Consider the following 23,983-nt stretch of genomic DNA (forward strand, 5'->3'; position numbering starts at 1 on the left):
TTGGCTGGAGGCGTCAGACCGTGGAAACCAACCTCGACGAGTTCCTCGACGTCGAGAACGAGCTCAACCAGCGGTGGCCCGAGACCAAGCTCGAGCCGTCGCTGGACCGGATCTCCGCACTCGCCCATGTGCTGGGCGACCCGCAGACGTCGTACCCGGTCGTGCAGCTGACGGGCACGAACGGCAAGACGTCGACGTCGCGCATGATCGATGCGCTCTTCACGCGCATCGGCCTGCGCACCGGCCGGTTCACGAGCCCGCACCTGCAGCTCGCGACCGAGCGGATCAGCATCGACAACCAGCCGATCTCGCCTGAGCGCTACGTCGAGGTCTACCGCGAGATCGAGCCGTACGTCGCGATGGTGGACAGCCAGTCCGAGATCCGGATGAGCAAGTTCGAAGTGCTCACCGGCATGGCGTACGCGGCCTTCGCGGAAGCGCCGGCCGACGTCGCCGTGGTCGAGGTCGGCATGGGCGGCACGTGGGACGCGACGTCCATCGTGGACACCCGCGTCGCCGTGCTCACCCCGATCGGCGTGGACCACACCGAGTACCTGGGCAACCGGCCCGAGGACATCGCGGTGGAGAAGTCCGGCATCATCAAGCCGGGCGCCGTCGCGATCGTCGCGGAGCAGACGCCCGAGGTCATGAGGGTGATCCTGGAACGCGTCGCCGAGGTGGACGCGATGGTGGCCCGGTTCGGCAGCGAGTTCGGCGTCCTGTCCAGGGCCGTCGCCGTGGGTGGCCAGATGATCACGCTGCAGGGCCTGGGCGGCGTCTACGAGGACATCTTCCTGCCGCTGCACGGCGAACACCAGGCGAAGAACGCCGCACTGGCGCTGGCCGCCGTCGAGGCGTTCTTCGGTGCCGGCCCCGAGCGCAAGATCGACATCGAGATGGTCCGCGAGGGCTTCGCCTCGGTCGTCACGCCGGGCCGCCTGGAGCGAGTCCGTTCCGCGCCCAACGTCTTCGTCGACGCCGCGCACAACCCGCACGGCGCCGCGGCCCTGGCCAAGGCTCTGGAGTCGGAGTTCGGCTTCCGCAAGCTGGTGGCCGTCGTCTCTGTCATGTCCGACAAGGACGCCGAGGGCATCCTCGCCGCACTGGAGCCGGTGGTGCAGGAACTGGTGATCACCACCAACTCCTCCCCGCGCGCGATGGACCCGGACGTCCTCGCCGGCCTGGCCGTCCCGATCTTCGGCGAGGACCGCTTCGAGGTACGTCCCCGCCTCGTGGACGCCATCGAGGAAGCCATCCACCTCATCGAGGACGAACAGTCCGGCGGCGGCATCATCGTCACCGGCTCCGTCGTCACCGCGGGCGAGGCCCGCGCGCTGTTCGGAAAGGAGCCGGCATGACCACCCCGGCGCCTCTGAAGAAAGACCCGATGAAGGCGTTCCGGGGCATCATGGCCGGAACGCTGATCCTCGAGGTCATCGTCGTCGCCCTGGCCCTGCCCGTGATCGCCAAGCTGCACGGCGGCGTCACGTCCCTGGTGGGCTGGATCGCGTTCGGCTTCATCGCGGTTTTCATCGCGATGTGCGCCTTCGTCCGCAAGCCGTGGGCGATCGGCGCTGTCGTCGGTCTGCACGTGCTGCTGATCGCCACCTGGCTGCTGTTGCCGGCGATGGGCGTGATCGGCGTGATCTTCGGGCTCGTCTGGGCGTACCTGTTGTGGCTGCGCAAGGACCTGCTCAAGCGCATGGCCGAGGGCCGGCTCCCGGCGCAGCAGCAGCCAGAACAGCAGTCCTGACAGAGCGCATTTCCGCGCAACACCCTCGCTCGTCGCAATGCGACGGCGAGGGTTTGTCGTGTTCACCCGATCGTGCTTCGAAACCGAGACCGGCCCCGCGACCTGGCGCTATGCTGCTCGACGCACGAATCTTCGGGGGAGGGCACTGGGATGAGCGGGACCAAGGTCGATCTGGAGACACTGCGCGCCGCGATCAAGGAGTACGAATCCATCCGCGACGACCTGATGGTGGCCCATCAGAACGGCGAGCGGCTGACCACCGTTCAGGGTGCCGGCAAGGACGCGCCGAGCCAGGTCTACGCGAACTGGGCGCGCGCCGCCGGCGAGGCGCATCAGAAGTCGAACAAGCAGCTTCAGGACACCCTGACCACCAGGATCGAGAACCTGCAGGCCACGCTGCGTCAGTACGAGCAGACCGAGCAAGGCAACCGGGACAACCTCAAGTAGAAGGACTGAGCTGTTGCGCATCCGAACCATCGTCGCTGGTACCGCAGCAGTCGCGCTGCTCGCGGGCTGCGGCGACAGCGGTGGCACGACCGGTATGCCCACCACCGCCACCCAGTCGACCAGTGCCGACGACAGCGGCGGAGCTCCCAAGATCGAGAGCCCGCTGGACGTCAAGGCCTTCGAAGCCGCTCCGTGCAATACGGTCACCCCTGCTCAGGTAGAGGCGTTCGGACTGCCCGGCGTCACCGGACGGGTGAACAGCAACGAGCTCGGCGCGGCTTGCATCTGGCTGGGTGCCAGCACACCGGCGAAGATGGCTCCTGGGATCGCATTTCTCCCTGAAGGCACGAACCTCTCCACCATCCTTCCGAACAAGGCGAACATCTACGCGGCGTTCGAGTCTCAGCCGGCCATCCAGGGCTACCCCACCTACATCGCTCTCGTGTCGGATGCCCGTACCAACGGTGACTGCGCGTTGCTCGTCGGAGTGTCCGACGTGAAGGCCGTCACGTTCACCTTCCAGAGCAATCAAGGCAGCCCGAAGTTCGCCGACCCGTGTGCTGGGATCACCGAGTTCGCGAATCTCGCCATCACCACGATGAAGGCAGGTGCGAAATGACCAGGCCCGCGCCCAGCTGTTTCACGGAGGACAACACACGCGCCGAGGGCTTCTCGGGAGCACAGATCTACTCCCAGATGCATGGTGGCCCTGGTACCGCGTCGGCTGATGCCGCCGCCACCGCGGCCGCAGGACTGGGGCGCGACTACGCCGGCATCGAGGCGAGACTCAAGCGGGTCGGCGAGACGCTGGGCGAAGCGTGGGCCGGGTCGAGCGCGGACGCCGCTCAGGCAGCCGCCAACCCGATCAACCAGGCCATGGTCCAGATGCAGGACGCCCTGCGGCAGGCCGACCACTCCATCTCGAACCAGGTCTACCAGTTCAACCTGAACAAGAACCAGCTCAAGGACATGCCGGCGTCCAAGCCGGACACGAACTTCTGGGACGACGCGACCCCTTGGGACACGGACACCGAGGACAAGGTCAACGGCTACAACGCTGAAGAGGCCCACAACCGCAGCGTCTACAAGGAGTTCCAGAGCGCCAGCAACACCAACCGCGGTGAGCTGCCGAGGGAGTTCCCCGGCGTCACGACCGACAGCCTCGTGGTCGAGATCGCCGAGACCGGCGGCCACAACGGTGAAGAGAAGACGTCGAACAACACGACGACCACGCGGACGTCGAGCACCTCGAGCACTTCCTCGACCAGCACGCCGCAGAGCACTGTCGGCACCCCGTGGACCGTGCCGACCACCAACGGCGACCAGACCACCACCAGTTCGTCCGACACCACGAACACCAGCAACACCAACAACACCGGCAAGCCCGGGATCGACAACCTCATCGGCAAGCCCCCGGTCGGCAGCGTGATCGACCGGCCGAACAACACGGGCCTCCCGCCCATCGGCGTGCCCGTCCGCCCGAACACCGGCGGTCCTGGTGGCCCCGGCGGTCCGGGTGGTCCTGGTCGCGGCGGCACGAACGGTCCGGGCGGCACCGGTCGCGGTGGCCCCGGCGGCCCTGGTGCGGGTGGCAAGTTCGGTGGTGGTGCCGGTGGCGGTGCCGGAGGCAAGTTCGGTGGCGGTGGCCTCGGCGGAGTCGGTGGCGGCAGCGCAGCGGCCGGCAGCACGGCGGCCCAGCAGCCCGGCGGCAAGGCCGGGGTGTTCGGCGGCATGGGCGAGACCGGCCAGAACGCGGCCCGCGGCGGAGCGGCAGGCGCGGCCGGACGAGGCGGCGCGGCCGGCATGGGCGGCATGGGCGGTCAGGGGCGGAAGGGTCAGGGAGAGGACGACCTGGAGCACAAGTCCGCCGACTACCTCATCACCGAGGAGAACACGAACGAGATCATCGGCGACATGCCGATGGTCGCACCGCCGACGATCGGGGGCTGACGTGCTTCGGTCGTCGATCCAACTGTCCGACCTCGCCTTCGACGTCCTGTGGAAGCAGGAGAAGCTGGGGCAGTACCACCCCGCTCTCTCCGTCGAGTCGCCCGGTGAGACCGAGGACGAACGCGTGCTCATCGAGCGCGACGTCATCGGTGAGCTGCGGCGGGTCGGGCTCGACCACCCGGACGTCCGGGGCACGCTGCACCTGATCGCCAAGGCGGAGCACGACTACTCGGCCTGGATCGCGGTCACGCCGAACGAGACCAAGCCCGTGGTGGTCGCGGCGAACGCGCAGCACGGTGTGCTCGCCCTGCACGACAACGGGTTCGTGCAGCTGCACCCGATCCGGCCGGACAACGCGCCGGAGGTCCTCGCGATGCAGCTGCCGGACGTTCCGGCGGGCCGCGGCGCGTCGATCAACGTGCACGAGACCGAGATCAACCTGCACCAGCAGGGCAAGGCGTCGCCGTCGATCTCACTGCGCCAGCTGCTCGCCCAGCCCCGCAACGGCACGGCGAAGCTGTACGCGGCGAAGCGCGACGGCGAGGGCCGGCAGCGCGCCAAGACGTTCCTCACCACGATCGACTTCGAGGACGGCCGCTGGCTCGTGGTCAAGTACACCGACCAGAACCAGCAGACGTGGGTGCACGCCACCCCGGCGTCGCGCCAGATCATCACCGACTGGCTCAAGCGCCTCGCATAACGGATTTACCGCCGCATAACCGGACTGCACCAGCGTCGTGGCTGTGAGAAAGCCATTCGCCATCGCCGCCGCACTGGCCGCGACGCTGCTGTCCGTGGGTGTCGGCACCGCCAACGCCGAGACCGTCCCCGGTTGTGCCTCTGCCAAGCAGATCGGCAGCACGGGGTACGTGAAGTACCAGGGCGCGACCATCGCGTCGGTCAAGCAGTTCGCCGGGTGTGGCAAGAACTACGCCTACACCTGGGTCTGGGACTCCTACGCCAAGAGCCACTCCTACCGCGTCTCGAACTGGATCGCGGTGATCGACGGCAACGAGGAGTACCCCGGCGGCGACATCCGCAGCGGCACCAAGCAGGAGCTGTGGGGTGCCGGGGCGGCCACGCTCAGCAAGTGCACCCGCGCGGTCGCCAGCGTCACCGTGCCGGGCGGCAGCTACGTGTCGGGCTGGACCGACCTGCGCTGCTGAAGTTCACCTCGGGTTTCAGAACCGGCCAGAACCGGCGACTAGAAACCGCGCATGACCTTCGACCGTCGTACGTTGTTCAAGGCAGGCGCACTCGGTACGGCCGCGGCGCTGGTGCCCTCGGGCATCAGCCTCGCGAAGTCCGACCGTCCGATCCTCACCCACGGCGTGCAGTCCGGCGACGTCACCTGGGACGGCGGCATCGTGTGGACACGCGCCGACCGTCCCTCGCGGATGTTCGTCGAGGTGTCCAACGATCCGGGGTTCCGTCTCTCCCGCCGTCTCCGCGGCCCGTTGCTCACCCCCGAGACCGGCGGCACCGGGCAGGTCAGGGTGTCGAGCCTGCTGCCCGGCCGCCCCGCCTACTACCGCGTCACGGCCGAGGACCTGCACGGCCGCACCTGCAGCGCACCCGTCACGGGCAGCTTCGCCACCGCCCCGCTCGGCCGCGACGACGTGCGGTTCGTGTGGTCCGGTGACGTCGCGGGCCAGGGCTGGGGCATCAACCCCGACATCGGCGGCATGCCGATCTTCAGGGCGATGGCCGACCGCAGGCCCGACTTCTTCATCCACAGCGGCGACAGCGTCTACTCCGACGGCCCGATGCAGGCGAGCGTCACGCTCCCGGACGGCCGGATCTGGCGCAACGTCGTCACGCCGGAGAAGTCCAAAGTGGCCGAAACCCTCGACGAGTACCGCGGCCAGTTCGCGTACAACTTCCTCGACGACAACGTGAAGCGCTTCGCCTCCGAGGTCCCCGTCGTCGCGCAGTGGGATGATCATGAAGTTACGAACAACTGGTACCCCGGCGAGATCCTCGACAGCCCGCTCTACACCGAGAAGCGCGTGGACGTGTTGGCGCAGCGGGCTTTCCAGGCGTTCCACGAGTGGATGCCGATCGACCGGAAGCGTGCGGTGGACGGCCGCGTCTACCGGAAGTTCTCCTACGGCCGCAACGTCGAGATCTTCGTGCTCGACATGCGCACCTACAAGGACCGGAACACCTCGCCCAAGGACAAGCCCGGCGTGATCCTCGGCGCGCAGCAGGCGAAGTGGCTCGTCGACGGGCTCAGCCGCAGCACCGCCACGTGGAAGATCATCGCGGCGGACCTCCCGATCGGCCTCACCGTGCCGGACGGCGCCGACATCGAGGGCGTCGCGAACGGCCTGCCGGGCGCGCCCAACGGTCGCGAGCACGAGATCGCGTGGGTCCTGCGCGAGCTCAAGAAGCGCCGCGTCAAGAACACCGTGTGGCTCACGGCGGACGTCCACTACACCGCCGCGCACCACTACTCGCCCGACCGCGCGGCCGTGGGTGACTTCGACCCGTTCTGGGAGTTCGTGTCCGGTCCGCTGCACGCCGGTGCGTTCGGCCCGAACACGCTCGATCCGACGTTCGGTCCGCAGGCCGTGTTCGTGCACGCGCCGCCCGCCGCCAACACCTCGCCGCTGGACGGGTTCCAGCACTTCGGCGAGGTCAAGGCGTCGCGGCACGAGCTGACGGTGTGGCTGCGTGACGCGACCGGCACCTCCCTCTGGTCCAAAACGCTCAGGGCCGCCTGACGGGGGTCGTAGGGTCGGTGGGTGCCCATCTCGTTCGACACCACCGGTTTCCGTCAGCTCGACCAGAACACCTGGCAGCACCCCAGCGGTGACCAGGCCGAACTGGCCTACTACGGCCTGGTCCCCGATCTGCCCGCCGGGCTGGACGACCTGCCGAGACTCAGGCACGACCTCGCCCTGATCCACGGCGAGACCGGTTGCCTGATCGAGGCCCACGTCGTCCAGCTCGGAGGGGCGCCGGCGCTGCTGCGGATCATCAAGCTGCCGCTGCCGAACCAGCCGAACGGACAGGTGTTCGTCGGCTCCTTCACCATCCCCAAGGAGAACTGCAGCGCCGTGCTGCAGCTGGGCGCGGTGGAACGCGGCATGACGGGCGTGCGGGAGGCGATTCTCGCGGACGAGCTCGGATTCCAGAACTGGGTGAAACCGCATCCGTACGCGCCCGAACTGGAAGGCGTGCTGCCGTTCCACGCGGGTGACGATCCCCGCCACGACGCGAGGTTCCCTGACCACCCGTTGACGCGTGTGCGCGCGTGGGCACATCACGTGGTCCGCACGGCACGGGTGGATCCGGGGTTCGCCTCGCTGCCGCCGTTCCGGGTGCAGGCGCCCCCACCGCCGGTCACGCCTGGTCAGAGCCTCATCACGGCGCTGCCGAGCCTGCCGGTCAAGGACTTCATCGGCCTGCAGATCGGCGAGCAGACGACGTACTGGCGGACCGCAGACCCGAAGCTCAGGGAGATGCTCGGCCGCGGGCTCATGGGCCGGTCGCCGCTCGCCGAGACCCGGTTCCGCGACATGCTGCTCATCGACATCGAGACCGGCGAAGCGATGATCCCCGACCGCTTCACCACCAACGGCCAGATGACCGCGCACGGCACGCGCTTGCAGCAGGTCACGCTGCCCGAGGCCGACGCGGCGCTCTCCGACGACGACGTCATGGACGCCTACAAGTGGGCCGGCCGGATGGCGGGGGCGGCGGCGGAACGCGGCGAGTTCCTGTCCCTGGAACCGATCGAGAACCAGGGCGAACAGGTTGATCCGCACATCCTCCTGGCCGTGCAGCCGCACGAGGGCCAGCCGATGGTCATCGCCCAGTTCTCGCCGCCGCCGACCGAGGGGCCGTTGGCCGGCTCGCCGAGCCGCAGCGCACCCGCGACGCCGGAGTCGGTCGAGGGCATCGGCGTGATCGCCGGGCTCGCGGTCAACGAGTGGCGCTCACATCCCCTGCGGATGGCGATCACCTATCGGCGTCCGGCAGGCTGATTGCAAACATTTGCAGTACCCGACGTATTGTTTCCCGCTGTTTGTCGTGGTTTCGTGCAGCAACCCTGCAAGAGTTTGCGACAAGGAGGTCGCGATGCGTCGGGTCGTCGCCGCGCTCGCTGCACTGGTTCTACTTCCGCTGACACCCGTCCAGGCCGTTGCCGCTCCACCGCAACGCCTGGCCGTGGGGGAGGTGGTGGACATAGCGCCCGGTGTGCGCGACGGGGATTCGAGACTCGCGTTACCGCCCAAGCGAGACGACCTCCGGGGCGAACGCTTCTACTTCGTGATGCCCGACCGGTTCGCCAACGGGGACCCAGGCAACGACCGGGGCCGTTCGAAGGCCGCCGAGAACGGCTTCGACCCCGCTGACAAGGGCTTCTACCACGGTGGCGACCTCAAGGGTCTGCACCGGAAGCTCGACTACCTCGACGGCATGGGCATCACGGCGATCTGGATGACGCCGATGTTCCTGAATCGCTGGGTGCAGGGCGACTCCGCCGGCTACCACGGCTACTGGACCCTCGACTTCACCAAGCTGGACCCGCACTTCGGCACCACGCAGGAGATGCGCGACCTGATCCGCGACGCGCACCGGCGTGGCATCAAGGTCTTCTTCGACATCGTCGCGAACCACACCGCCGACGTGATCAAGTACGCGGAGAACAAGACCCAGTACGTGAGCACGGGTGCGCAGCCGTACCTGGACGCTTCGGGCAAGCCGTTCGACCTCGCGGACTATGCGGGCCGCAAGGACTTCCCGAAGCTCGACGCTCAGAAGTCCTTCCCGTACACCCCGGTCAAGGACGGTCCGGCGAAGTACCCGTTGTGGCTCAATGACTCCACGCTCTATCACAACCGCGGCGACTCGACGTTCTCCGGAGAGTCGAGCGAGCAGGGCGACTTCTCCGGCCTCGACGACCTGATGACCGAGCACCCGCGCGTGGTCAACGGCATGAAGGACATCTTCACCAGCTGGATCGACACGCTCGACATCGACGGCTACCGCGTCGACACCGTCAAGCACGTCAACCTGGAGTTCTGGCAGGCTCTCGCGCCGCACGTGAAGCAGTACGCGAACCGCAAGGGCAAGAAGGACTTCTTCGTGTTCGGCGAGGTCTTCGACTCCTCGCCCGAGAACACCTCGAAGTACACGACCGACGGCAGGATGCAGGCGACGCTGGACTTCCCGTTCCAGAGCAGTGCGCTGACCTTCCTGTCCGGCAAGGGTTCCCAGCGGCTCGGCGAGGTGCTGCTCGACGACGACCGCTACACCGACGCCGACTCCAACGCGTCCTCGCTGCCCACGTTCCTCGGCAACCACGACATGGGCCGGATCGCGTGGATGATCCGCAACGACCGCCCCGGCATCTCGGACGCCGAACTGCTGGAGCGGCTCAAGCTCGGCAACCAGTTGATGTACCTGTGGCGCGGCAACCCGGTCGTCTACTACGGCGACGAGCAGGGCTTCGCGGGCACGGGCGGCGACAAGCTGGCACGCCAGGACATGTTCGCCTCGAAGACGCCGGAGTACATGGCGGAGAAGCTGGTCGGCAGCGACCGCACCGGCGCCCAGGACAACTTCAACCCCGCGCACCCGCTGTACCGGCAGCTCAAGGCACTGGCCGAGCAGGTCGACCGCGATCCCGTGTGGCGTGACGGCAACCAGGTGCTCCGGTACGCCGACGGTGACGTGTTCGCGTTCAGCCGCATCCTCGGCCGCGAGCACCTCGTTGTCGCCAACGCGGGCACCTCGCCGGCGACCGTGACCGTGCCGGTGTCCTCGTCCGGCTTCGAGAACGCGCAGGTCCAGAACGGTCGCGTCACGGTGACCGTGCCCGCGCTGTCCTCGTTGGTGCTCAAGGGAACCAGCGACGTCGTGAAGTCCAAGCCGGCGCCCGTCCTGGTCGCCCCGGCGGCCGGAACCGTGCTGGACGAGCGCGTCGAGCTCAGGGCCGACGGCATCAGCGCGCCCAACGCGGCGGCCACGTTCGCCGCCCGTGTCGAGGGCACCCGCGACTGGACCGTGCTCGGCACCGACGACGCGGCTCCGTACCGGGTTTTCGCCGACGTGTCGGCACTTCCGGGCGCGGCCGTCGGCAAGCGCGTCGAACTGCGGGTGGTGGCGAAGTCCGGTGAGATCGGCGCGGACGGTGCGTTCGTGTCGCTCGTGGCCGCGCCGCCGCTCCCGGACCCCGGCACGAAGAACCCGGACTGGCTGGTCGTGCACTACGCACGGGACAACTACGACGGCTGGGGCCTGCATGCCTGGGGCGACGTCGAGACGCCGACCGAGTGGAACGCGCCGCTGCCGTTCGCGGGGGAGGACGCCTACGGGCGCTTCGCCTGGGTCAAGCTGAAGCCGGGCGCCAAGTCGGTCGGTCTCATCGCGCACAAGGGCGACGAGAAGGACACCTCGGTCGACCGGTTCGTCGACCCGAGCGTGACGCCCGAAATCTGGCTGAAGCAGGGCGACCCGGCCGTGCACGCGTCCGAGCAGGCGGCCACGGGCAAGGCGGTCGTGCACTACGTCGGCGACGCCACCGGAGCCGTTGTGCGCGTCGCCGGACGAGGTGACGTGCCGTTCACCAACGGCGTCGCGGAACTCCCGCCCACCACTGACTTCTCCGTCGTGCGCGGCACGACGGTGGAGGCTTCGGGCAAGTTCGCGAGCGGCCACGCGTGGGTCGCCGGCGGCAAGGTGCACGCCACGAAGGCGGCGGCCGAGAACCGGGCAGTGATCCACTACAACCGCCCGGACGGCGACTACGCGGCATTGAATGCCGCCTCAGCTGAGGAACGTACTTCGGCGGGCTGGACGATGTACCACTGGACGGGTTCCGCGGAGCCGTCACCGGGCTGGAACCAGTCCCAGGTGCCGGACGGGCGTGACCAGTTCGGCGTCTACTGGTCGGTGCCGCTCGCCGCCGGTGCCGCGGGGCTGAGCTACATCATCCACCGCGGCGACACCAAGGATCCCGGACCCGACCAGTTCCTCGACCTGGGGCAGAAGGGCAACGAGGTGTGGCAGTTGCAGGGCAACGAGACCTACCTGCTGCCGCCCAACGCCGGTCCGGCCGCCGATGACGACCTGACCAAGGCCAAGGCGATCTGGATCTCGAAGGACAAGGTCGTCTGGGACGTTCCGTCCGTGCAGTCCGACGGCTACCGCCTCGAATACGGCGCACGGGTGCTGCGGTTGTCCCCCACGACCGAGGAGGTGCCGGCGCAGTTCCCGCATCTCAAGGGCAAGCCGGTGTTCGCCGTGCGCGGGTTCGTCGACGAGGCGTTGCGGGACAAGCTTTCCGCCGTGCACGTTGATGCGGGCGGTGCGATCCGGCACCGCACGAGCGTGCAGATCGCGGGCGTGCTCGACGACCGTTATGCCGCTGCCGCAACGAAACTGACGTTCGGACCGACGTTCGACCACGGCCGCGCGTCGATCAGGTTGTGGGCGCCTACCGCTCGGAACGTGAAGCTGCGCCTGTTCGACCGGCCGTCCGGAGAGCCTTCGAGGACCGTCCAGCTCAAGCGCGACGACGCGTCCGGATCGTGGTCCGGCACGGGCAACTGGAAGGACAAGTACTACCAGTTCGAGGTCACCGACTGGCAGCGCACGGTCGTCGTCACCGACCCGTACTCCGTCGCGTTGTCGGTGAACTCGACGCACTCGCAGTTCGCTGACCTGACGGACAGCCGCTCGATGCCGCAGGGCTGGTCCCGCGATGTCGCTCGCGGTATCGGCGGTGCGATCACCGAACTGCACGTGCGGGACTTCTCGATCAACGACCAGTCCGTCCCGGCGGCGGATCGCGGTACGTACAAGGCGTTCACGCACCGCGACTCGACGGGCATGAAGCACCTGAAGACGCTGGCCGCGGCGGGCATGGACACCGTGCACCTGCTGCCGACGTTCGACATCGCGACGATTCCCGAGAAGCGCTCCGACCAGGCCACCCCGGCCTGCGACCTGCCAACGCTCCCCGCGGACTCCGAGCAGCAGCAGGCCTGCGTCGGTGCCGTCGCGGCGAAGGACGGCTTCAACTGGGGCTACGACCCGTTCCACTACGACGTGCCCGAAGGCTCGTACGCCACGGCGGACGCGCAGAACGGCCAGGCGCGCTCGAAGCAGTACCGCGAGATGGTGAAGTCGTTGCACGACAACGGCAACCGCGTGGTGGTGGATGTCGTCTACAACCACACGGCCGCGTTCGGCGACGCACCGACGTCCGTGCTGGACAAGGTCGTGCCCGGCTACTACCAGCGGCTCAACCTCGACGGCTCGGTGGCGAACTCCACGTGCTGCGCGAACACCGCTACCGAGAACGCCATGATGGGCAAGCTCGTCGTGGACTCCGTGGTGCGGTGGGCGCGCAACTACAAGGTCGACGGGTTCCGGTTCGACCTGATGGGCCACCACCCGAAGGCGAACATCCTCGCGGTGCGGGCGGCACTGGACGCGCTGACCGTCGAACGTGACGGCGTGGACGGGCGCAGGATCGGCGTCTACGGCGAGGGCTGGGACTTCGGCGAGGTCGCCGGCAACGCCCGGTTCGAGCAGGCCACCCAGGCGAACATGGCCGGGACGGGCATCGGCACGTTCAGCGACCGGCTGCGCGACGCCGTGCGCGGCGGCGGTCCGTTCGACGACGACCCGCGCGTACAGGGCATCGGCTCGGGGCTGGCGGGCGGCGTGAACTCCTCGCCTGCCAACGGGAACGTGGCCGAGCGGCTGGAGAACTACAGCGACCTGGTGAAGCTGGGCATGGCCGGCAACATGGCCTCGTACCGGTTCCAGTCGACGGCCGGGCCGGTGGTGTCGGGCCGGGACGTGCAGTACAACGGCTCGCCCGCCGGGTACACCGGGCAGCCGCTGGAGGCGATCACGTACGTCGACGCGCACGACAACGAGACGTTGTTCGACGCGTTGGCCTACAAGCTCAAGCCCGAGACCTCGATGGCTGATCGCGTGAAGATGCAGACGGTCTCGCTGGCACCGGCGTTGCTCGGGCAGGGGCGGCCGTTCATGCACGCGGGCACCGAGTTCCTGCGCTCGAAATCGTTGGACCGCAACAGCTACGACTCAGGGGACTGGTTCAACCCGTACGACCCGTCGTTGCGCGACAACGGTTTCGGCCGGGGACTGCCGCCGAAGGCCGACAACGAGTCGAAGTGGCCGTACGCGAAGCCGTTGCTGGGCATGGCGAAGCCTTCGTCCGCGGACATGAAGGCCTCGCTCGACGCCACGCTCGAGCTGCTGCGGATCCGTCAGTCGTCGCCGTTGTTCTCGCTGGGGTCGGCCGATCTGGTTCAGCAGAAGGTCTCCTTCCCGGCCGCGGAGTCCGGCGTGATCGTCATGCACGTCGACGACACGGCGGGGCCGGACGTGGACCGGGCCCGCCGGGGAGTGCTGGTGGTGATCAACCCTTACGAGACGGACCGTCCCGTCTCGTTGCCCGGTGGCGACTGGAAGCCGCTGACCAGCGAGAAGAGGGTGGGAGCCGCACGCTCGGTCGTGGTGCTGGAGCGATAGTCCCGCTGAGAAATAGTTTCGTTCCGGATTAGTTTGGTACCGTCGTACCCATGGGCACGACGGGGTGTACTGACCTGATGATGCTGCTGCATCGGACGGGGCACGCGCTGGAGACGGAGCTGACGGCGAGGCTCGCGGAGATCGGACTGACTCCGCGAGCCCGCTGCGTGCTGTCCAGCGCGCTGGACGCGGAGCTCACGCAGACCGAGATCGCCGACATGGTCAGCATCGACAAGACGACCATGGTCGTGACGATGGACGCGCTCGAGTCCGCCGGTTACGCCGAGCGCAAGCCGTCACCGACCGATCGCCGCGCCCGCGTGGTGGTCGTGACCGAGCAGGGCCGCGCGATCGTGGCGAAGGCCGACGACGTGTACAGGGACGTGGTCGGCAGCGTGCTCGGCTCGTTGCCCGATGACGAGCGTGCGGGCCTGGTCAACGGCCTGACGAGACTGGTCGAGGGCCGTCTGGGCACTCCCGTGGCGTGCGAGAAGCCGCCGCGCAAACGTGCGCTGCGTCATGCCGTTGGGTAGAAGATAGTCCCGTACAAAACTATCTGTTACGGTTCCTCTTATGACTTCAGGGGGATTGAGGACCGACTCGCGCTGGCTGGCGCTGATAGTGCTGTGCGCAGGCATGTTGATGATCGTGCTGGACCAGACGATCGTGAACGTCGCGCTGCCCGCGATCGCGGAAGACCTCAAGTTCGGCCAGGCGGGACTCGCCTGGGTCGTCAACGCGTACCTGATCGCCTACGGCGGTCTGCTCCTGCTCGCGGGTCGGCTGGGCGACCTGATCGGGCACAAGAAGGTGTTCCTGATCGGCCTGGGCGTCTTCACGGTGGCGTCGCTGCTGTGCGGGCTCTCGTTCAGCGCCGAGATGCTGATCATTTCGAGGTTCGTGCAGGGAGCGGGCGGTGCGCTCGCCACGTCCGTGACGCTGGGCATGGTCGTGACGATGTTCCCCGAGCCCAACGAGCAGAGGCGCGCCATCGGCGTGTTCAGCTTCGTCGCGGCGGCGGGCGCGTCCCTGGGCCTGTTGCTCGGCGGCGTGCTGACCGACGCCATGTCGTGGCACTGGATCTTCTTCGTGAACATCCCGATCGGGATCGTGGCCGCGGTGGCCGCCGTGCGCCTGGTACCCGACTCCGTCGGCCTCGGCCTGCGGGAAGGCGCCGACGTCCTTGGCGCGCTGCTGATCGTGGCCGCGGTGATGCTCGGCGTCTACACGATCGTCAAGGCCGAGCACTACGGTTTCGGCTCCGCGCACACGCTGGGACTGGGGGCCGTCGCGCTGGCGTTGCTGGTGGGATTCGTGCAGCGCCAACGAACCGCCGCGAAGCCGTTGCTGCCGTTGCGGGTGTTCAAGTCCCGCAACGTGACCGGCGCGAACCTGGTGCAGATCTCCATGGTCGCCGGCATGTTCGGCCTGTTCTTCCTCGGCACCCTGTACATGCAGCTCGTGCTGCAGTACACGCCGTTGCAGATCGGCTTGGCGTTCATGCCCGTCGCCGGCGCGATCGCGGTGTTCTCGGTGTCGCTGTCAGCACGCCTGAACATCCGTTTCGGCGAACGCAACATGCTGATCGTGGGCCTGCTGTTCATGCTCGTCGGCATGGTGGTGTTCACGCAGGTGCCGGTCGACGGCTCGTACGTCGCGCACATCCTGCCCGCCGTGGCACCGCTGGGCATCGGCCTGGGGCTGTCGTTCCCGGCCCTGATGACGCTGGCGATGTCCGGCGCCGCACACGACGAGGCGGGCCTCGCGTCCGGTCTCGTGAACACGACCGCGCAGGTGGGCGGCGCCCTGGGCCTGGCGGTGCTGGCCACGACCTCGACCACCTACACCTCGTCGCTGCTGGCCTCGGGCGTCGGCCGCCTGGAAGCGCTGACCTCGGGCTTCCACCTGGCGTTCTGGATCTCGTCGGCGCTCGTGGCGGTGGCGCTCGGACTGGCGGTGTTCGTGCTGCGGCAGGTCTCCGTCGACCGCGAGGCCCAGCCGGTGCTGGTGCACTAGCGATCGGCGCAGAAGTCTGACGTATCCCGGGTCACAGCCCTCCCGACGTGCGCGGCTACCCTGTTCGCACATCCCGTACCTGTTTTCGAGGAGTCACACCGTCGTGTCCGAGCGCACCCTGGTTCTCGTTAAGCCCGATGGCGTTGCCCGTGGTCTCGTTGGCGAGGTGATCGCCCGCATCGAGCGCAAGGGCCTCAAGCTCGCCGCTCTGGAGCTGCGCACCGCCGACCGCGCCACCGCCGAGCAGCACTATGCGGAGCACGACGGCAAGTCGTTCTACGCCGACCTCGTCGACTTCATCACCGGTGGGCCGCTGGTCGCTCTCGTGGTTGAGGGTGTCCGCGCTGTGCCCGCGTTCCGTCAGCTTGCCGGTGGGACCGACCCCATCGAGAAGGCCACGCCTGGCACGATTCGCGGGGACTTCGGGACCGAGGTCCAGTTCAACCTGGTGCACGGGTCTGACTCTGTCGAGTCGGCTGAGCGCGAGATCAAGATCTGGTTCCCGAACCTCTGAGGTTTGGTTGCGATGGTGGGGTGGCTTCGTGACGAAGCCACCCCACCGGCCTGTTCGGGGTCAGGTCCTTCGGGGGCTGCTGCCCTTGCCGCCTGGTGCCGCGCCGTTGAGGGTGGTGCCCTCCGGGTAGCCGAGCGGCAGGTACATCCACACGTCGTCCCACCGTTCGCCGCCCACCGCGATCGCGTTCGGCATCCGCCCGCACTCGCGGAACCCGAGGCTCTCGTACAGCTCGATTGCGCCGTGGTTGTTGCCTCGTACGCCAAGCATGACGATTTCGATGCCCCGTTCGCGGGCGTTCGTGACCAGGCCCTCCATCACCCGCTTGCCCAGGCCGAGGCCGCGGGCCGAGGGGTGGGCCATGATCTGCTGGACTTCGGCGCGGTGCTGGAAGACGGCGGTCGAGCCGCGGCGCCAGAGGCCCACTGCGCGCACCACGCCGTCCACCGTGGCCGCGGTGAAGGCGGCGTCGCCGTCGCGGACCTGTTTGAGAACGGTGTCCAGCCAGGTTGAGATGCGGTCGTAGGCCGGGGGTTCGTGGTAGCCGACGGCGCCGCCTGCCGCGACCACGTCGTGCACGACTGTGTGGATCTCGGCGCGGAGGTCGTCGTCGGCTTCCGAGAGCCAGAGCAGTTCGGTCGTGGGCATGGGGCGATCGTAATTGCGTCGAAAATTGTCAGACCTGTTCGTTAACGTCGGGCGGGTGGACAACCTTGTTGAAGCCAAGGCTCTGACCAAGCACTTCGGGTCGTTCGAGGCCGTGCGCGGCATCGACGTCGAGGTGCGGCGGGGGGAGGCGTTCGGGTTTCTCGGGCCCAACGGGGCCGGGAAGTCGTCGACCATGCGGATGATCTCGTGCGTGTCGGGGCGGACCGGTGGCGAGCTGAAGGTGCTCGGCATGGATCCGGGAACCGAGGGGCCCAAGATCCGGGCCCGGCTCGGAGTGGTGCCGCAGCTCGACAACCTGGACACCGAGCTGACGGTCCGGCAGAACCTGCAGATCTACGGGCGGTACTTCGGGATGTCCCGGCAGAAGTGTCGTGAGAAGGCCGAGGAGTTGCTGGAGTTCGCGCAACTCGCCGAGCGGGCGGACCACGAGGTCGAGCCGCTCAGCGGTGGCATGAAGCGGCGGCTCACGATCGCCAGGTCCCTCGTGAACGACCCGGAGTTGCTCCTGCTCGACGAGCCGACCACCGGGTTGGACCCGCAGGCGCGGCATCTGTTGTGGGACAGGCTGTTCCGGCTGAAACAGGATGGTGTCACGCTCATCATCACCACCCACTACATGGACGAGGCCGAGCAGCTGTGCGATCGGCTCGTGGTGATGGACGGCGGGCGGATCGCGGCCGAGGGGTCGCCCAGTGAGCTGATCAACCGGTACTCCACCAAGGAGGTCCTGGAGCTGCGGTTCCAGCCCGGCGCGCAGAAGCCCGACCTGGAGCGGTTCGCCGACCGGGTGGAGGTGTTGCCGGACCGGTTGCTGCTCTACACGCAGGACGGGGAGGCGACCCTCCAGAGAGTCCACGAGCACGGGGTTCAGCCGGTGCAGAGCCTGGTGCGGCGCAGTTCGCTGGAGGACGTGTTCCTGCGGCTCACCGGCCGGACGTTGGTGGACTGATGCAGACGCTGAGGGCTTCCTGGTTCGGCTTCGAGAAGTACTGGACGTGGTACCGGCGCAACTGGCGGGCCACGGCGGTGTCGAGTTTCTTGACGCCGGTGTTGTTCCTGGTCGCGCTCGGGCTGGGGTTCGGGTCGCAGGTGCAGTCGACGGCGTTGATCGGCGGCGTGTCGTACCTGGAGTACCTCGCACCCGCGTTGGTCGTGGTCACGGCTATCCAAGGGGCCACGTTCGACTCGACGTACCCGATCATGTCGCAGTTCATGTGGCAGAAGTCGTTCGTCGCGATGGCCGCCACGCCGATCACGCCGGCGCAGGTGCTCTACGGGCAGACGCTGTGGATCGGCTCGCAGTTGTTCGCGCGGTGCACGGTGTTCGTGGCGATCGCGGTCGTTCTCGGCGCCGCTGCCGGGCCCGGCATCCTGTTGTCCATCGTGTTCGGGACGCTGGCGGGTCTCGCGTTCAGCGCGCCGTTGGTCGCTTACAGCGCGACGGTGGACAAGCCGGACAGCTTCACCACCATCTTCCGGTTCATGTTGATGCCGATGACGCTGTTCACCGGGGCGTTCTTCCCGGTCAGCCAGCTGCCGGACTGGTTGCTGCCGGTGGTGTGGCTGACGCCCGCGTGGCACGGCATCGAGCTCGCGCGAGGCGCGACGTTCGGCACGATCGACCTCTTACCGGCGTTGGGCCACCTCGTGTACCTCGTGGCACTGGCGGCCGCGGGCATCGCGCTCGGCGTGAAGTTCTTCCACCGGAGGCTGGCGGTATGACGCAGACCCTCGATCGCGAGAAGGCAGTGCCCGCCAGCGTGGGGCTGCTGTGGCGCGTGATTCCGCCGGGGTTGTACGGCGGCAGGGCCAGCATGCTCGTCGAACGCGCTGCGCTCGTGAACCGGCGCGCGTGGTTCGTGCTGGTCGGCGGGGCCTTCGAGCCACTGCTGTTCCTGTGGTCGCTCGGGCTCGGGTTCGGGCAGATGGTGTCGGCGGTGGCCGGGCCGGACGGGCGGCCGATCAGCTACGCGGCGTTCGTGGCGCCCGCGCTGCTGGCGGCGAGCGCGATGAACGGGGCCGTGTACGACGCGACGTTCAACGTGTTCTTCAAGTTCAAGTACGTGAAGCTGTACGACGCGATGCTCACGACGCCGATGGGGCCGCTGGACATCGCGATCGGCGAGATCGCCTGGGCGCTGCTCAGAGGCGGGCTGTACTCGGCCGGGTTCCTCGCGGTCATGCTCGGGATGGGGCTGATCTTCTCGCCCTGGGCGTTGCTCGCGTTGCCGGCGGCGCTGCTGGTGGCGTTCGCGTTCGCCGCTGTGGGGATGGCGGCGACGACGTTCATGAGGTCGTGGCAGGACTTTGATCTCGTGCAGCTCGCGGTGCTGCCGCTGTTCCTGTTCTCGACGACGTTCTACCCGCTGTCGGTCTACCCGGGCTGGCTGCAGACGGTGGTGACGTGGACGCCGCTCTACCACGCCATCGAGCTGATGCGGGGCCTCACGCTGGGCGTTGTCGGCTGGGGCATGCTCGGCCACGTCGCGTACTTCGCGGTCCTCGCGGCCGTGGGAACGGTGGTGGCGGCACGGCGATTGGGGAAGCTGTTGCTGGACTGAACCCGCGATTCGGCTCGCGCCTGCGGAGGCCGTTACTCTGGTCGTGTGAGTGCCGAGTCTGTTTTCCCCAGGTTGGAGCCCCTGCTGCCGCGGATCTCCAAGCCGGTGCAGTACGTCGGCGGCGAGCTCAACGCGACCGTCAAGGACTGGGACGAGGCGTCCGTGCGCTGGGCGTTGATGTATCCCGACGCGTACGAGGTCGGCCTGCCCAACCAGGGCGTCATGATCCTCTACGAGATCCTCAACGAGCTGCCGGACGTGCTCGCCGAGCGCACCTACGCCGTGTGGCCGGACCTCGAGGCGCTCATGCGTGAGCACGACGTCCCGCAGTTCACGGTCGACGGGCACCGGCCGGTGAAGGCGTTCGACCTGATGGGCATCAGCTTCGCCACGGAGCTGGGCTACACGAACATGCTGACGGCGCTGGACCTCGCCGGCATCCCGCTGCACGCCAAGGACCGCACCGAGGCCGACCCGATCGTGGTCGCCGGTGGGCACGCGGCGTTCAACCCCGAGCCGATCGCGGACTTCGTGGACGCGGCGGTGCTGGGCGACGGCGAAGAGGCCGTCCTCGAGATCACCGAGATCGTGAGGAACTGGAAGGCCGAGGGCTCGCCCGGCGGCCGCGACGAGGTGCTGACGCGGCTCGCCGAGACCGGCGGCGTGTACATCCCGCGTTTCTACGACGTGGAGTACCTGCCGGACGGCCGCATCCAGCGCGTCGTGCCGAACCGCGACCGGGTCCCGTACCGCGTCTTCAAGCGCACCACGATGGACCTCGACGCGTGGCCGTACCCGAAGCAGCCGCTGGTGCCGCTCGCCGAGAGCGTCCACGAGCGGATGAGCGTCGAGATCTTCCGCGGCTGCACGCGCGGCTGCCGCTTCTGCCAGGCGGGCATGATCACCCGCCCGGTGCGCGAGCGGTCCATCGAGGGCATCGGCGCCATGGTCCAGAAGGGACTGGCGGCGACCGGCTTCGAAGAGGTCGGGCTGCTCAGTCTGTCCAGCGCGGACCACAGCGAGATCGCCGAGATCACCAAGGGCCTCGCGGACCGCTACGAGGGCACGAACACGGGCCTGAGCCTGCCGAGCACCCGCGTCGACGCGTTCAACATCGATCTCGCGAACGAGTTGTCCCGCAACGGAAGGCGCTCGGGCCTGACCTTCGCGCCCGAGGGCGGCAGCGAGCGGATGCGTCGCGTCATCAACAAGATGGTGTCCGAAGAGGACCTGATCCGGACGGTGTCGGCCGCGTTCTCCAACGGCTGGCGGCAGGTGAAGCTCTACTTCATGTGCGGCCTCCCGACCGAGGAGGACGAGGACGTCCTGCAGATCGCGGAGATGGCGAAGAACGTCATCCGCGCGGGCAGGCAGGCGAGCGGCCGCAACGACGTCCGCTGCACCATCTCGATCGGCGGGTTCGTCCCCAAGCCGCACACGCCGTTCCAGTGGGCCGCGCAGTGCGCCCCGGACGTCGTCGACGACCGCCTGCGCAAGCTGCGGGAGGCCGTCAACAGCGACCGCAGCCTCGGCCGCAACATCGGCATGCGCTACCACGACGGCAAGCCGAGCCTCATCGAAGGCCTGCTCAGCCGGGGTGACCGGCGCATCGGCAAGGTCATCGAGGCCGTGTGGCGCGACGGCGGCCGGTTCGACGGCTGGAGCGAGCACTTCTCCTACGACCGCTGGACCACCATGGCCGCGCGGGAGCTGGAACCGCTCGGCGTCGACCTCGCCTGGTACACCACCCGCGAGCGCGAGGAGCTGGAGGTCCTGCCCTGGGACCACCTCGACTCGGGCCTCGACAAGGAATGGCTCTGGGCCGACTGGCAGGACGCGCTCGACGAGCGCGAGCAGGACGACTGCCGCTGGACCCCGTGCTTCGACTGCGGTGTCTGCCCGGCGATGGGCACGGACATCGAGGTCGGTCCCACGGGCCGCAAGCTGCTGCCGATCTCCCCGGTCGGCGTCGGCTCGCCGGTGAAGAACCCCACGCTCACGCCGTGACCTGAGTGCACGCGGGGAGCTTTCGTACTCAGTGAGAGCACGAAGGGGCCCCGCGTGCACAGCAGCAGGCAGGCGGCTACTTCGTGACGGCGGCGAGCGCGTCCACGAGTCCGTGGCCGTAGAACGAGTTGTACTCCGAGTACCCGGTGCAGAACGCGTCCTGCACACCCGTCCGGTTCAGGTCGTAGTCGGCGGGGCACGCCAGCGTCTCCGCCTGCGCGTTCAGCATGCGCCCCAACGACACCGCGTCCTTCTCGGGATGCACCGACGCGATCAGCGCCGCCACCCCGGCCGCGTGCGGAGTCGCCATCGACGTGCCGCACGAGTAGTCGTACCCGGACGGCACGGTCGAGAGCACGCACCCGTTCGGCGAGCGCGAGTCGCCACCCGGCGCCGTCACGTCGATCGCGCCCAGCCCGTACGAGCTGTACCCGGCCTTGGTCTTGGTCGAATCGACCGCGGACACGCCCACGACGTTCTTGAGCTGTGCCGGGAGCACCACGCACGTCGAGTCGACCGGCCGCGTCTGCGCCTCGCCGTTCGTCGGCGACATCGAGTCGCGCCCCGGCCGGGACAGGTCGGCGGCGGCGTTCCCGGCGGCGGCGACCGTCAGCACGTTGCTCGAGGTCGCGTAGTCGACCGCACGGCGCACGGCCTCGTAGACGACGCGCTGACCGGGCTCGCTCTGGCACGTGAACAGGTACGGGTCGATGAAGTAGCTGTTGTTGGTGATCGTCATCTGCTGCGCGGCGGCCCACATGAAGCCGCACACCGCGTACTCGGGATAGATGAAGCCCTCGTCGTCCACGACCTTCACGGACGCGATGCGCACGCCCGGTGCGACACCCGTGGTGCCGCGGCCGTCGTCCGCGGCGGCGATGGTGCCGGCGACGTGCGTGCCGTGGGGAGACGTCGTCGGGGCCCACGCGGACGGTGACGTGTCGGGCTTGCCGGTCAGGCACCCCGCGGACAGTTCGGGTGCCAGCGCGCCGGCCAGATCGGGGTGGCGGGCGTCGACGCCCGAGTCCAGCACGCCCACGACGACGGACTTGGAGCCCGTGGTGATCTCGTGCGCGGCCGGGGCGTTGATGAGATCCATGTCCCACTGTTCGGCCGAACGCACGCCCGACGGCCGGAACAGCTCCGTGTCGTCCTTCTTCCGCTTCACCGACCGCTTGGCGATGCTCTCGGCCTGGGCGCTGTACGCGCGCTGCGGGCCGATCCGGCCGAGGAAACCGGGGTCCGGCGAGGTGGCCACCGCGACGGAGATCTGCGGGTAGTAGACGGTGGTCAGGCCACACGCCTCGGTGATCTCGGAATCCGCCGTCTCGGCGGGCGTGAACTGCGGAAAGACCACCAGGTAGCGCAGCAGCGGACCAGGTTGGATGCAGGAGGGCGCCGCGGGAACCAGGTCTGGTTCCGCGCTTGCGGGCAGGGAGGCCGCCAAGCACCCGGCCACGAGCAACGCGGTCATCGCCGCCGCTCGTGCGCGGTGGGGCAGAGGCACCAGGGACCTCCAGGTCGGCAGGGCGTCCAGTCAGCCGGACCGTAGCCACGCGCAACGATCTAGACAAGCTGAACGTTCTGAATCAGGTTCACGGTACCGTCCTCATGGACGAACAGCCTGCGCCGATGGGACCGCTCACCCGTCGGAACACCACTCGGGAGCACCGCTGAGCCGCAACCTGCCGAACAACCCCTCCGCCGTCGCGGTGCAGAAACTGCGCCTGCGCTACACCAAGCGGGGGAGGTTGCGTTTCACTTCGCACCGCGACATCGCTCGCACGTTCGAACGTGCGCTGCGCAGGGCAGGCGTACCCATGGCCTACTCCCAGGGGTTCAGCCCTCACCCGAAGGTGTCGTGGGTCGGCGCCGCGCCGACCGGCGTGGCCAGCGAGGCCGAGTACGTCGAGGTCTCGGTGGTCGAGGAGGTCGACCCGATGGCGCTCAAGGCCGCGCTCGACGAGGCGTTGCCACCCGGCATCGACATCGTCGACATCGTCCAGGCGCGAGGTGGCAACCTCACCGAGCGTATCGACGCGAGTGAGTGGAGGATCGAGCTCGACGGCGTCGAGCCCGAAGAGCTCGCGAAGGCGGTGAGCGTCTTCCTCGCGGCCGAGTCCGTCGAGGTCGAGCGGCTCACCAAGAACGGCACGAAGATGCTCGACGTGCGGCCCGCCGTCGTGTCAGCGCTGGTCGAACCCCGTTCGAGCGACGCCGGACACGATGACACCGCTTTGTCACGACCGTGTGGGATACTCATGACGGTTGTACGGCAGGTAACGCCTACCGTGCGACCCGACGACGTGCTGAATGCGCTTCGCGTCGTGGCCGATCTCGTGCCGCCGGTACCTGCGAGAGCAACCCGGATGGCGCAGGGAAGGCTCGACGGCGAGGGCAGGCTGGCGGACCCGCTCCAGCAGGACAGAGAGTCCTGACGAGCGCTGACAGTGTCAGTTTGGTCCAACCTTGTGACGCGCATACAGGAGGAGCGGCGCTGACAGCGGCGTCGTCGTGGGACCTGCGCAAGCGTGCGCCCAG

General features: G+C 68.3%; 20 protein-coding genes. 18 read left to right on the forward strand and 2 right to left on the reverse strand.

Translation table 11 applies throughout. The features are described from left to right. The first annotated feature begins 20 nt into the window (after nt 1–20). The 13 genes from folC to ndk all read left to right on the forward strand — a co-directional run bounded on the left by folC (nt 21) and on the right by ndk (nt 16,205). A complete protein-coding gene (gene folC / locus IG04_RS0126395; protein ID WP_030479410.1) occupies nt 21–1,358 on the forward strand; it encodes a bifunctional tetrahydrofolate synthase/dihydrofolate synthase in 1,338 nt (445 codons plus the stop codon). Continuing rightward, nucleotides 1,355–1,753, forward strand: a complete 399-nt coding sequence (locus IG04_RS0126400) for a DUF4233 domain-containing protein (RefSeq protein ID WP_030479411.1) — start codon at nt 1,355–1,357, stop codon at nt 1,751–1,753. The genes folC and IG04_RS0126400 overlap by 4 nt, the downstream gene beginning before the upstream one ends. A 150-nt stretch (nt 1,754–1,903) precedes the next feature. After that, nucleotides 1,904–2,200 (forward strand): PE domain-containing protein, encoded by a 297-nt coding sequence (locus IG04_RS0126405; protein WP_030479412.1) that lies wholly within the window; start codon nt 1,904–1,906, stop codon nt 2,198–2,200. 13 nt (nt 2,201–2,213) lie between these two features. Continuing rightward, nucleotides 2,214–2,819 carry a DUF3558 domain-containing protein gene (locus tag IG04_RS0126410; RefSeq protein WP_030479413.1) on the forward strand — a complete coding sequence of 202 codons (606 nt, stop codon included), beginning with the start codon at nt 2,214–2,216 and terminating at the stop codon, nt 2,817–2,819. Then, entirely contained in the window at nt 2,816–4,150 is a 1,335-nt protein-coding gene (locus tag IG04_RS0126415) for a PPE domain-containing protein (RefSeq protein ID WP_030479414.1), read from the forward strand. Before IG04_RS0126410 ends, IG04_RS0126415 begins: the two co-directional genes overlap by 4 nt. A 1-nt stretch (nt 4,151) precedes the next feature. After that, nucleotides 4,152–4,850, forward strand: coding sequence for an ESX secretion-associated protein EspG (locus IG04_RS0126420; RefSeq protein ID WP_030479415.1), 699 nt, complete (start codon nt 4,152–4,154; stop codon nt 4,848–4,850). Nucleotides 4,851–4,893: 43 nt separating this feature from the next. Beyond that, entirely contained in the window at nt 4,894–5,316 is a 423-nt protein-coding gene (locus tag IG04_RS0126425) for a hypothetical protein (RefSeq protein WP_084402196.1), read from the forward strand. A 51-nt stretch (nt 5,317–5,367) separates the two neighbouring features. Next, nucleotides 5,368–6,876 carry an alkaline phosphatase D family protein gene (locus IG04_RS0126430; RefSeq protein ID WP_030479417.1) on the forward strand — a complete coding sequence of 503 codons (1,509 nt, stop codon included), beginning with the start codon at nt 5,368–5,370 and terminating at the stop codon, nt 6,874–6,876. Between the two features lie 21 nt (nt 6,877–6,897). After that, the gene (locus tag IG04_RS47735; protein ID WP_063758321.1) at nt 6,898–8,142 is read left to right on the forward strand and encodes a hypothetical protein; all 1,245 of its coding nucleotides are present in this window, start codon (nt 6,898–6,900) and stop codon (nt 8,140–8,142) included. Between the two features lie 94 nt (nt 8,143–8,236). Continuing rightward, nucleotides 8,237–13,675, forward strand: a complete 5,439-nt coding sequence (gene pulA, locus IG04_RS0126440) for a pullulanase-type alpha-1,6-glucosidase (protein WP_051770729.1) — start codon at nt 8,237–8,239, stop codon at nt 13,673–13,675. Nucleotides 13,676–13,725: 50 nt separating this feature from the next. Beyond that, a complete protein-coding gene (locus IG04_RS0126445; protein ID WP_030479420.1) occupies nt 13,726–14,208 on the forward strand; it encodes a MarR family winged helix-turn-helix transcriptional regulator in 483 nt (160 codons plus the stop codon). Nucleotides 14,209–14,248: 40 nt separating this feature from the next. After that, entirely contained in the window at nt 14,249–15,691 is a 1,443-nt protein-coding gene (locus IG04_RS0126450; RefSeq protein WP_030479421.1) for a DHA2 family efflux MFS transporter permease subunit, read from the forward strand. 103 nt (nt 15,692–15,794) lie between these two features. Beyond that, on the forward strand, nt 15,795–16,205 hold the full coding sequence (gene ndk / locus IG04_RS0126455) for a nucleoside-diphosphate kinase (protein WP_030479422.1): 411 nt from the start codon (nt 15,795–15,797) through the stop codon (nt 16,203–16,205). A 60-nt stretch (nt 16,206–16,265) separates the two neighbouring features. Here ndk and IG04_RS0126460 read toward each other — a convergent pair whose 3' ends face one another. Beyond that, complete coding sequence (locus IG04_RS0126460; protein ID WP_030479423.1) at nt 16,266–16,853, reverse strand: GNAT family N-acetyltransferase; 588 nt, start codon at nt 16,851–16,853, stop codon at nt 16,266–16,268. A gap of 55 nt (nt 16,854–16,908) precedes the next feature. On the opposite strand from IG04_RS0126460, the gene IG04_RS0126465 reads away from it, so the two are divergent. The 4 genes from IG04_RS0126465 to IG04_RS0126480 are packed head-to-tail and all read left to right on the forward strand — an operon-like array spanning nt 16,909 to nt 21,442. Beyond that, nucleotides 16,909–17,823 (forward strand): ABC transporter ATP-binding protein, encoded by a 915-nt coding sequence (locus IG04_RS0126465; RefSeq protein ID WP_245816729.1) that lies wholly within the window; start codon nt 16,909–16,911, stop codon nt 17,821–17,823. Next, nucleotides 17,823–18,596, forward strand: a complete 774-nt coding sequence (locus tag IG04_RS0126470; RefSeq protein WP_030479425.1) for an ABC transporter permease — start codon at nt 17,823–17,825, stop codon at nt 18,594–18,596. The genes IG04_RS0126465 and IG04_RS0126470 overlap by 1 nt, the downstream gene beginning before the upstream one ends. Continuing rightward, on the forward strand, nt 18,593–19,435 hold the full coding sequence (locus tag IG04_RS0126475) for an ABC transporter permease (protein WP_030479426.1): 843 nt from the start codon (nt 18,593–18,595) through the stop codon (nt 19,433–19,435). Before IG04_RS0126470 ends, IG04_RS0126475 begins: the two co-directional genes overlap by 4 nt. A 45-nt stretch (nt 19,436–19,480) precedes the next feature. After that, nucleotides 19,481–21,442, forward strand: a complete 1,962-nt coding sequence (locus tag IG04_RS0126480) for a TIGR03960 family B12-binding radical SAM protein (RefSeq protein ID WP_036015926.1) — start codon at nt 19,481–19,483, stop codon at nt 21,440–21,442. A gap of 76 nt (nt 21,443–21,518) precedes the next feature. Here IG04_RS0126480 and IG04_RS0126485 read toward each other — a convergent pair whose 3' ends face one another. After that, nucleotides 21,519–22,949, reverse strand: coding sequence for a S8 family peptidase (locus IG04_RS0126485; RefSeq protein ID WP_030479428.1), 1,431 nt, complete (start codon nt 22,947–22,949; stop codon nt 21,519–21,521). 205 nt (nt 22,950–23,154) lie between these two features. Between IG04_RS0126485 and IG04_RS0126490 the strand changes: the two genes are divergently transcribed. After that, on the forward strand, nt 23,155–23,880 hold the full coding sequence (locus IG04_RS0126490) for a TIGR03936 family radical SAM-associated protein (RefSeq protein ID WP_030479429.1): 726 nt from the start codon (nt 23,155–23,157) through the stop codon (nt 23,878–23,880). The last annotated feature ends 103 nt before the right edge of the window (nt 23,881–23,983 follow it).

The organism is Lentzea albidocapillata, from assembly GCF_000719115.1.
Taxonomy (GTDB): Bacteria; Actinomycetota; Actinomycetes; order Mycobacteriales; family Pseudonocardiaceae; genus Lentzea; species Lentzea albidocapillata.

What these genes read in the sequence shown, in the direction of transcription:
- IG04_RS0126400 (WP_030479411.1), top strand. Translation starts at nt 1,355, where the DNA reads ATGACCACCCCGGCGCCTCTGAAGAAAGACCCGATGAAGGCGTTCCGG.
- IG04_RS0126405 (WP_030479412.1), top strand. Translation starts at nt 1,904, where the DNA reads ATGAGCGGGACCAAGGTCGATCTGGAGACACTGCGCGCCGCGATCAAG.
- IG04_RS0126415 (WP_030479414.1), top strand. Translation starts at nt 2,816, where the DNA reads ATGACCAGGCCCGCGCCCAGCTGTTTCACGGAGGACAACACACGCGCC.
- IG04_RS0126430 (WP_030479417.1), top strand. Translation starts at nt 5,368, where the DNA reads ATGACCTTCGACCGTCGTACGTTGTTCAAGGCAGGCGCACTCGGTACG.
- pulA (WP_051770729.1), top strand. Translation starts at nt 8,237, where the DNA reads ATGCGTCGGGTCGTCGCCGCGCTCGCTGCACTGGTTCTACTTCCGCTG.
- IG04_RS0126445 (WP_030479420.1), top strand. Translation starts at nt 13,726, where the DNA reads ATGGGCACGACGGGGTGTACTGACCTGATGATGCTGCTGCATCGGACG.
- IG04_RS0126450 (WP_030479421.1), top strand. Translation starts at nt 14,249, where the DNA reads ATGACTTCAGGGGGATTGAGGACCGACTCGCGCTGGCTGGCGCTGATA.
- IG04_RS0126460 (WP_030479423.1), bottom strand. Translation starts at nt 16,853, where the DNA reads ATGCCCACGACCGAACTGCTCTGGCTCTCGGAAGCCGACGACGACCTC.
- IG04_RS0126470 (WP_030479425.1), top strand. Translation starts at nt 17,823, where the DNA reads ATGCAGACGCTGAGGGCTTCCTGGTTCGGCTTCGAGAAGTACTGGACG.
- IG04_RS0126475 (WP_030479426.1), top strand. Translation starts at nt 18,593, where the DNA reads ATGACGCAGACCCTCGATCGCGAGAAGGCAGTGCCCGCCAGCGTGGGG.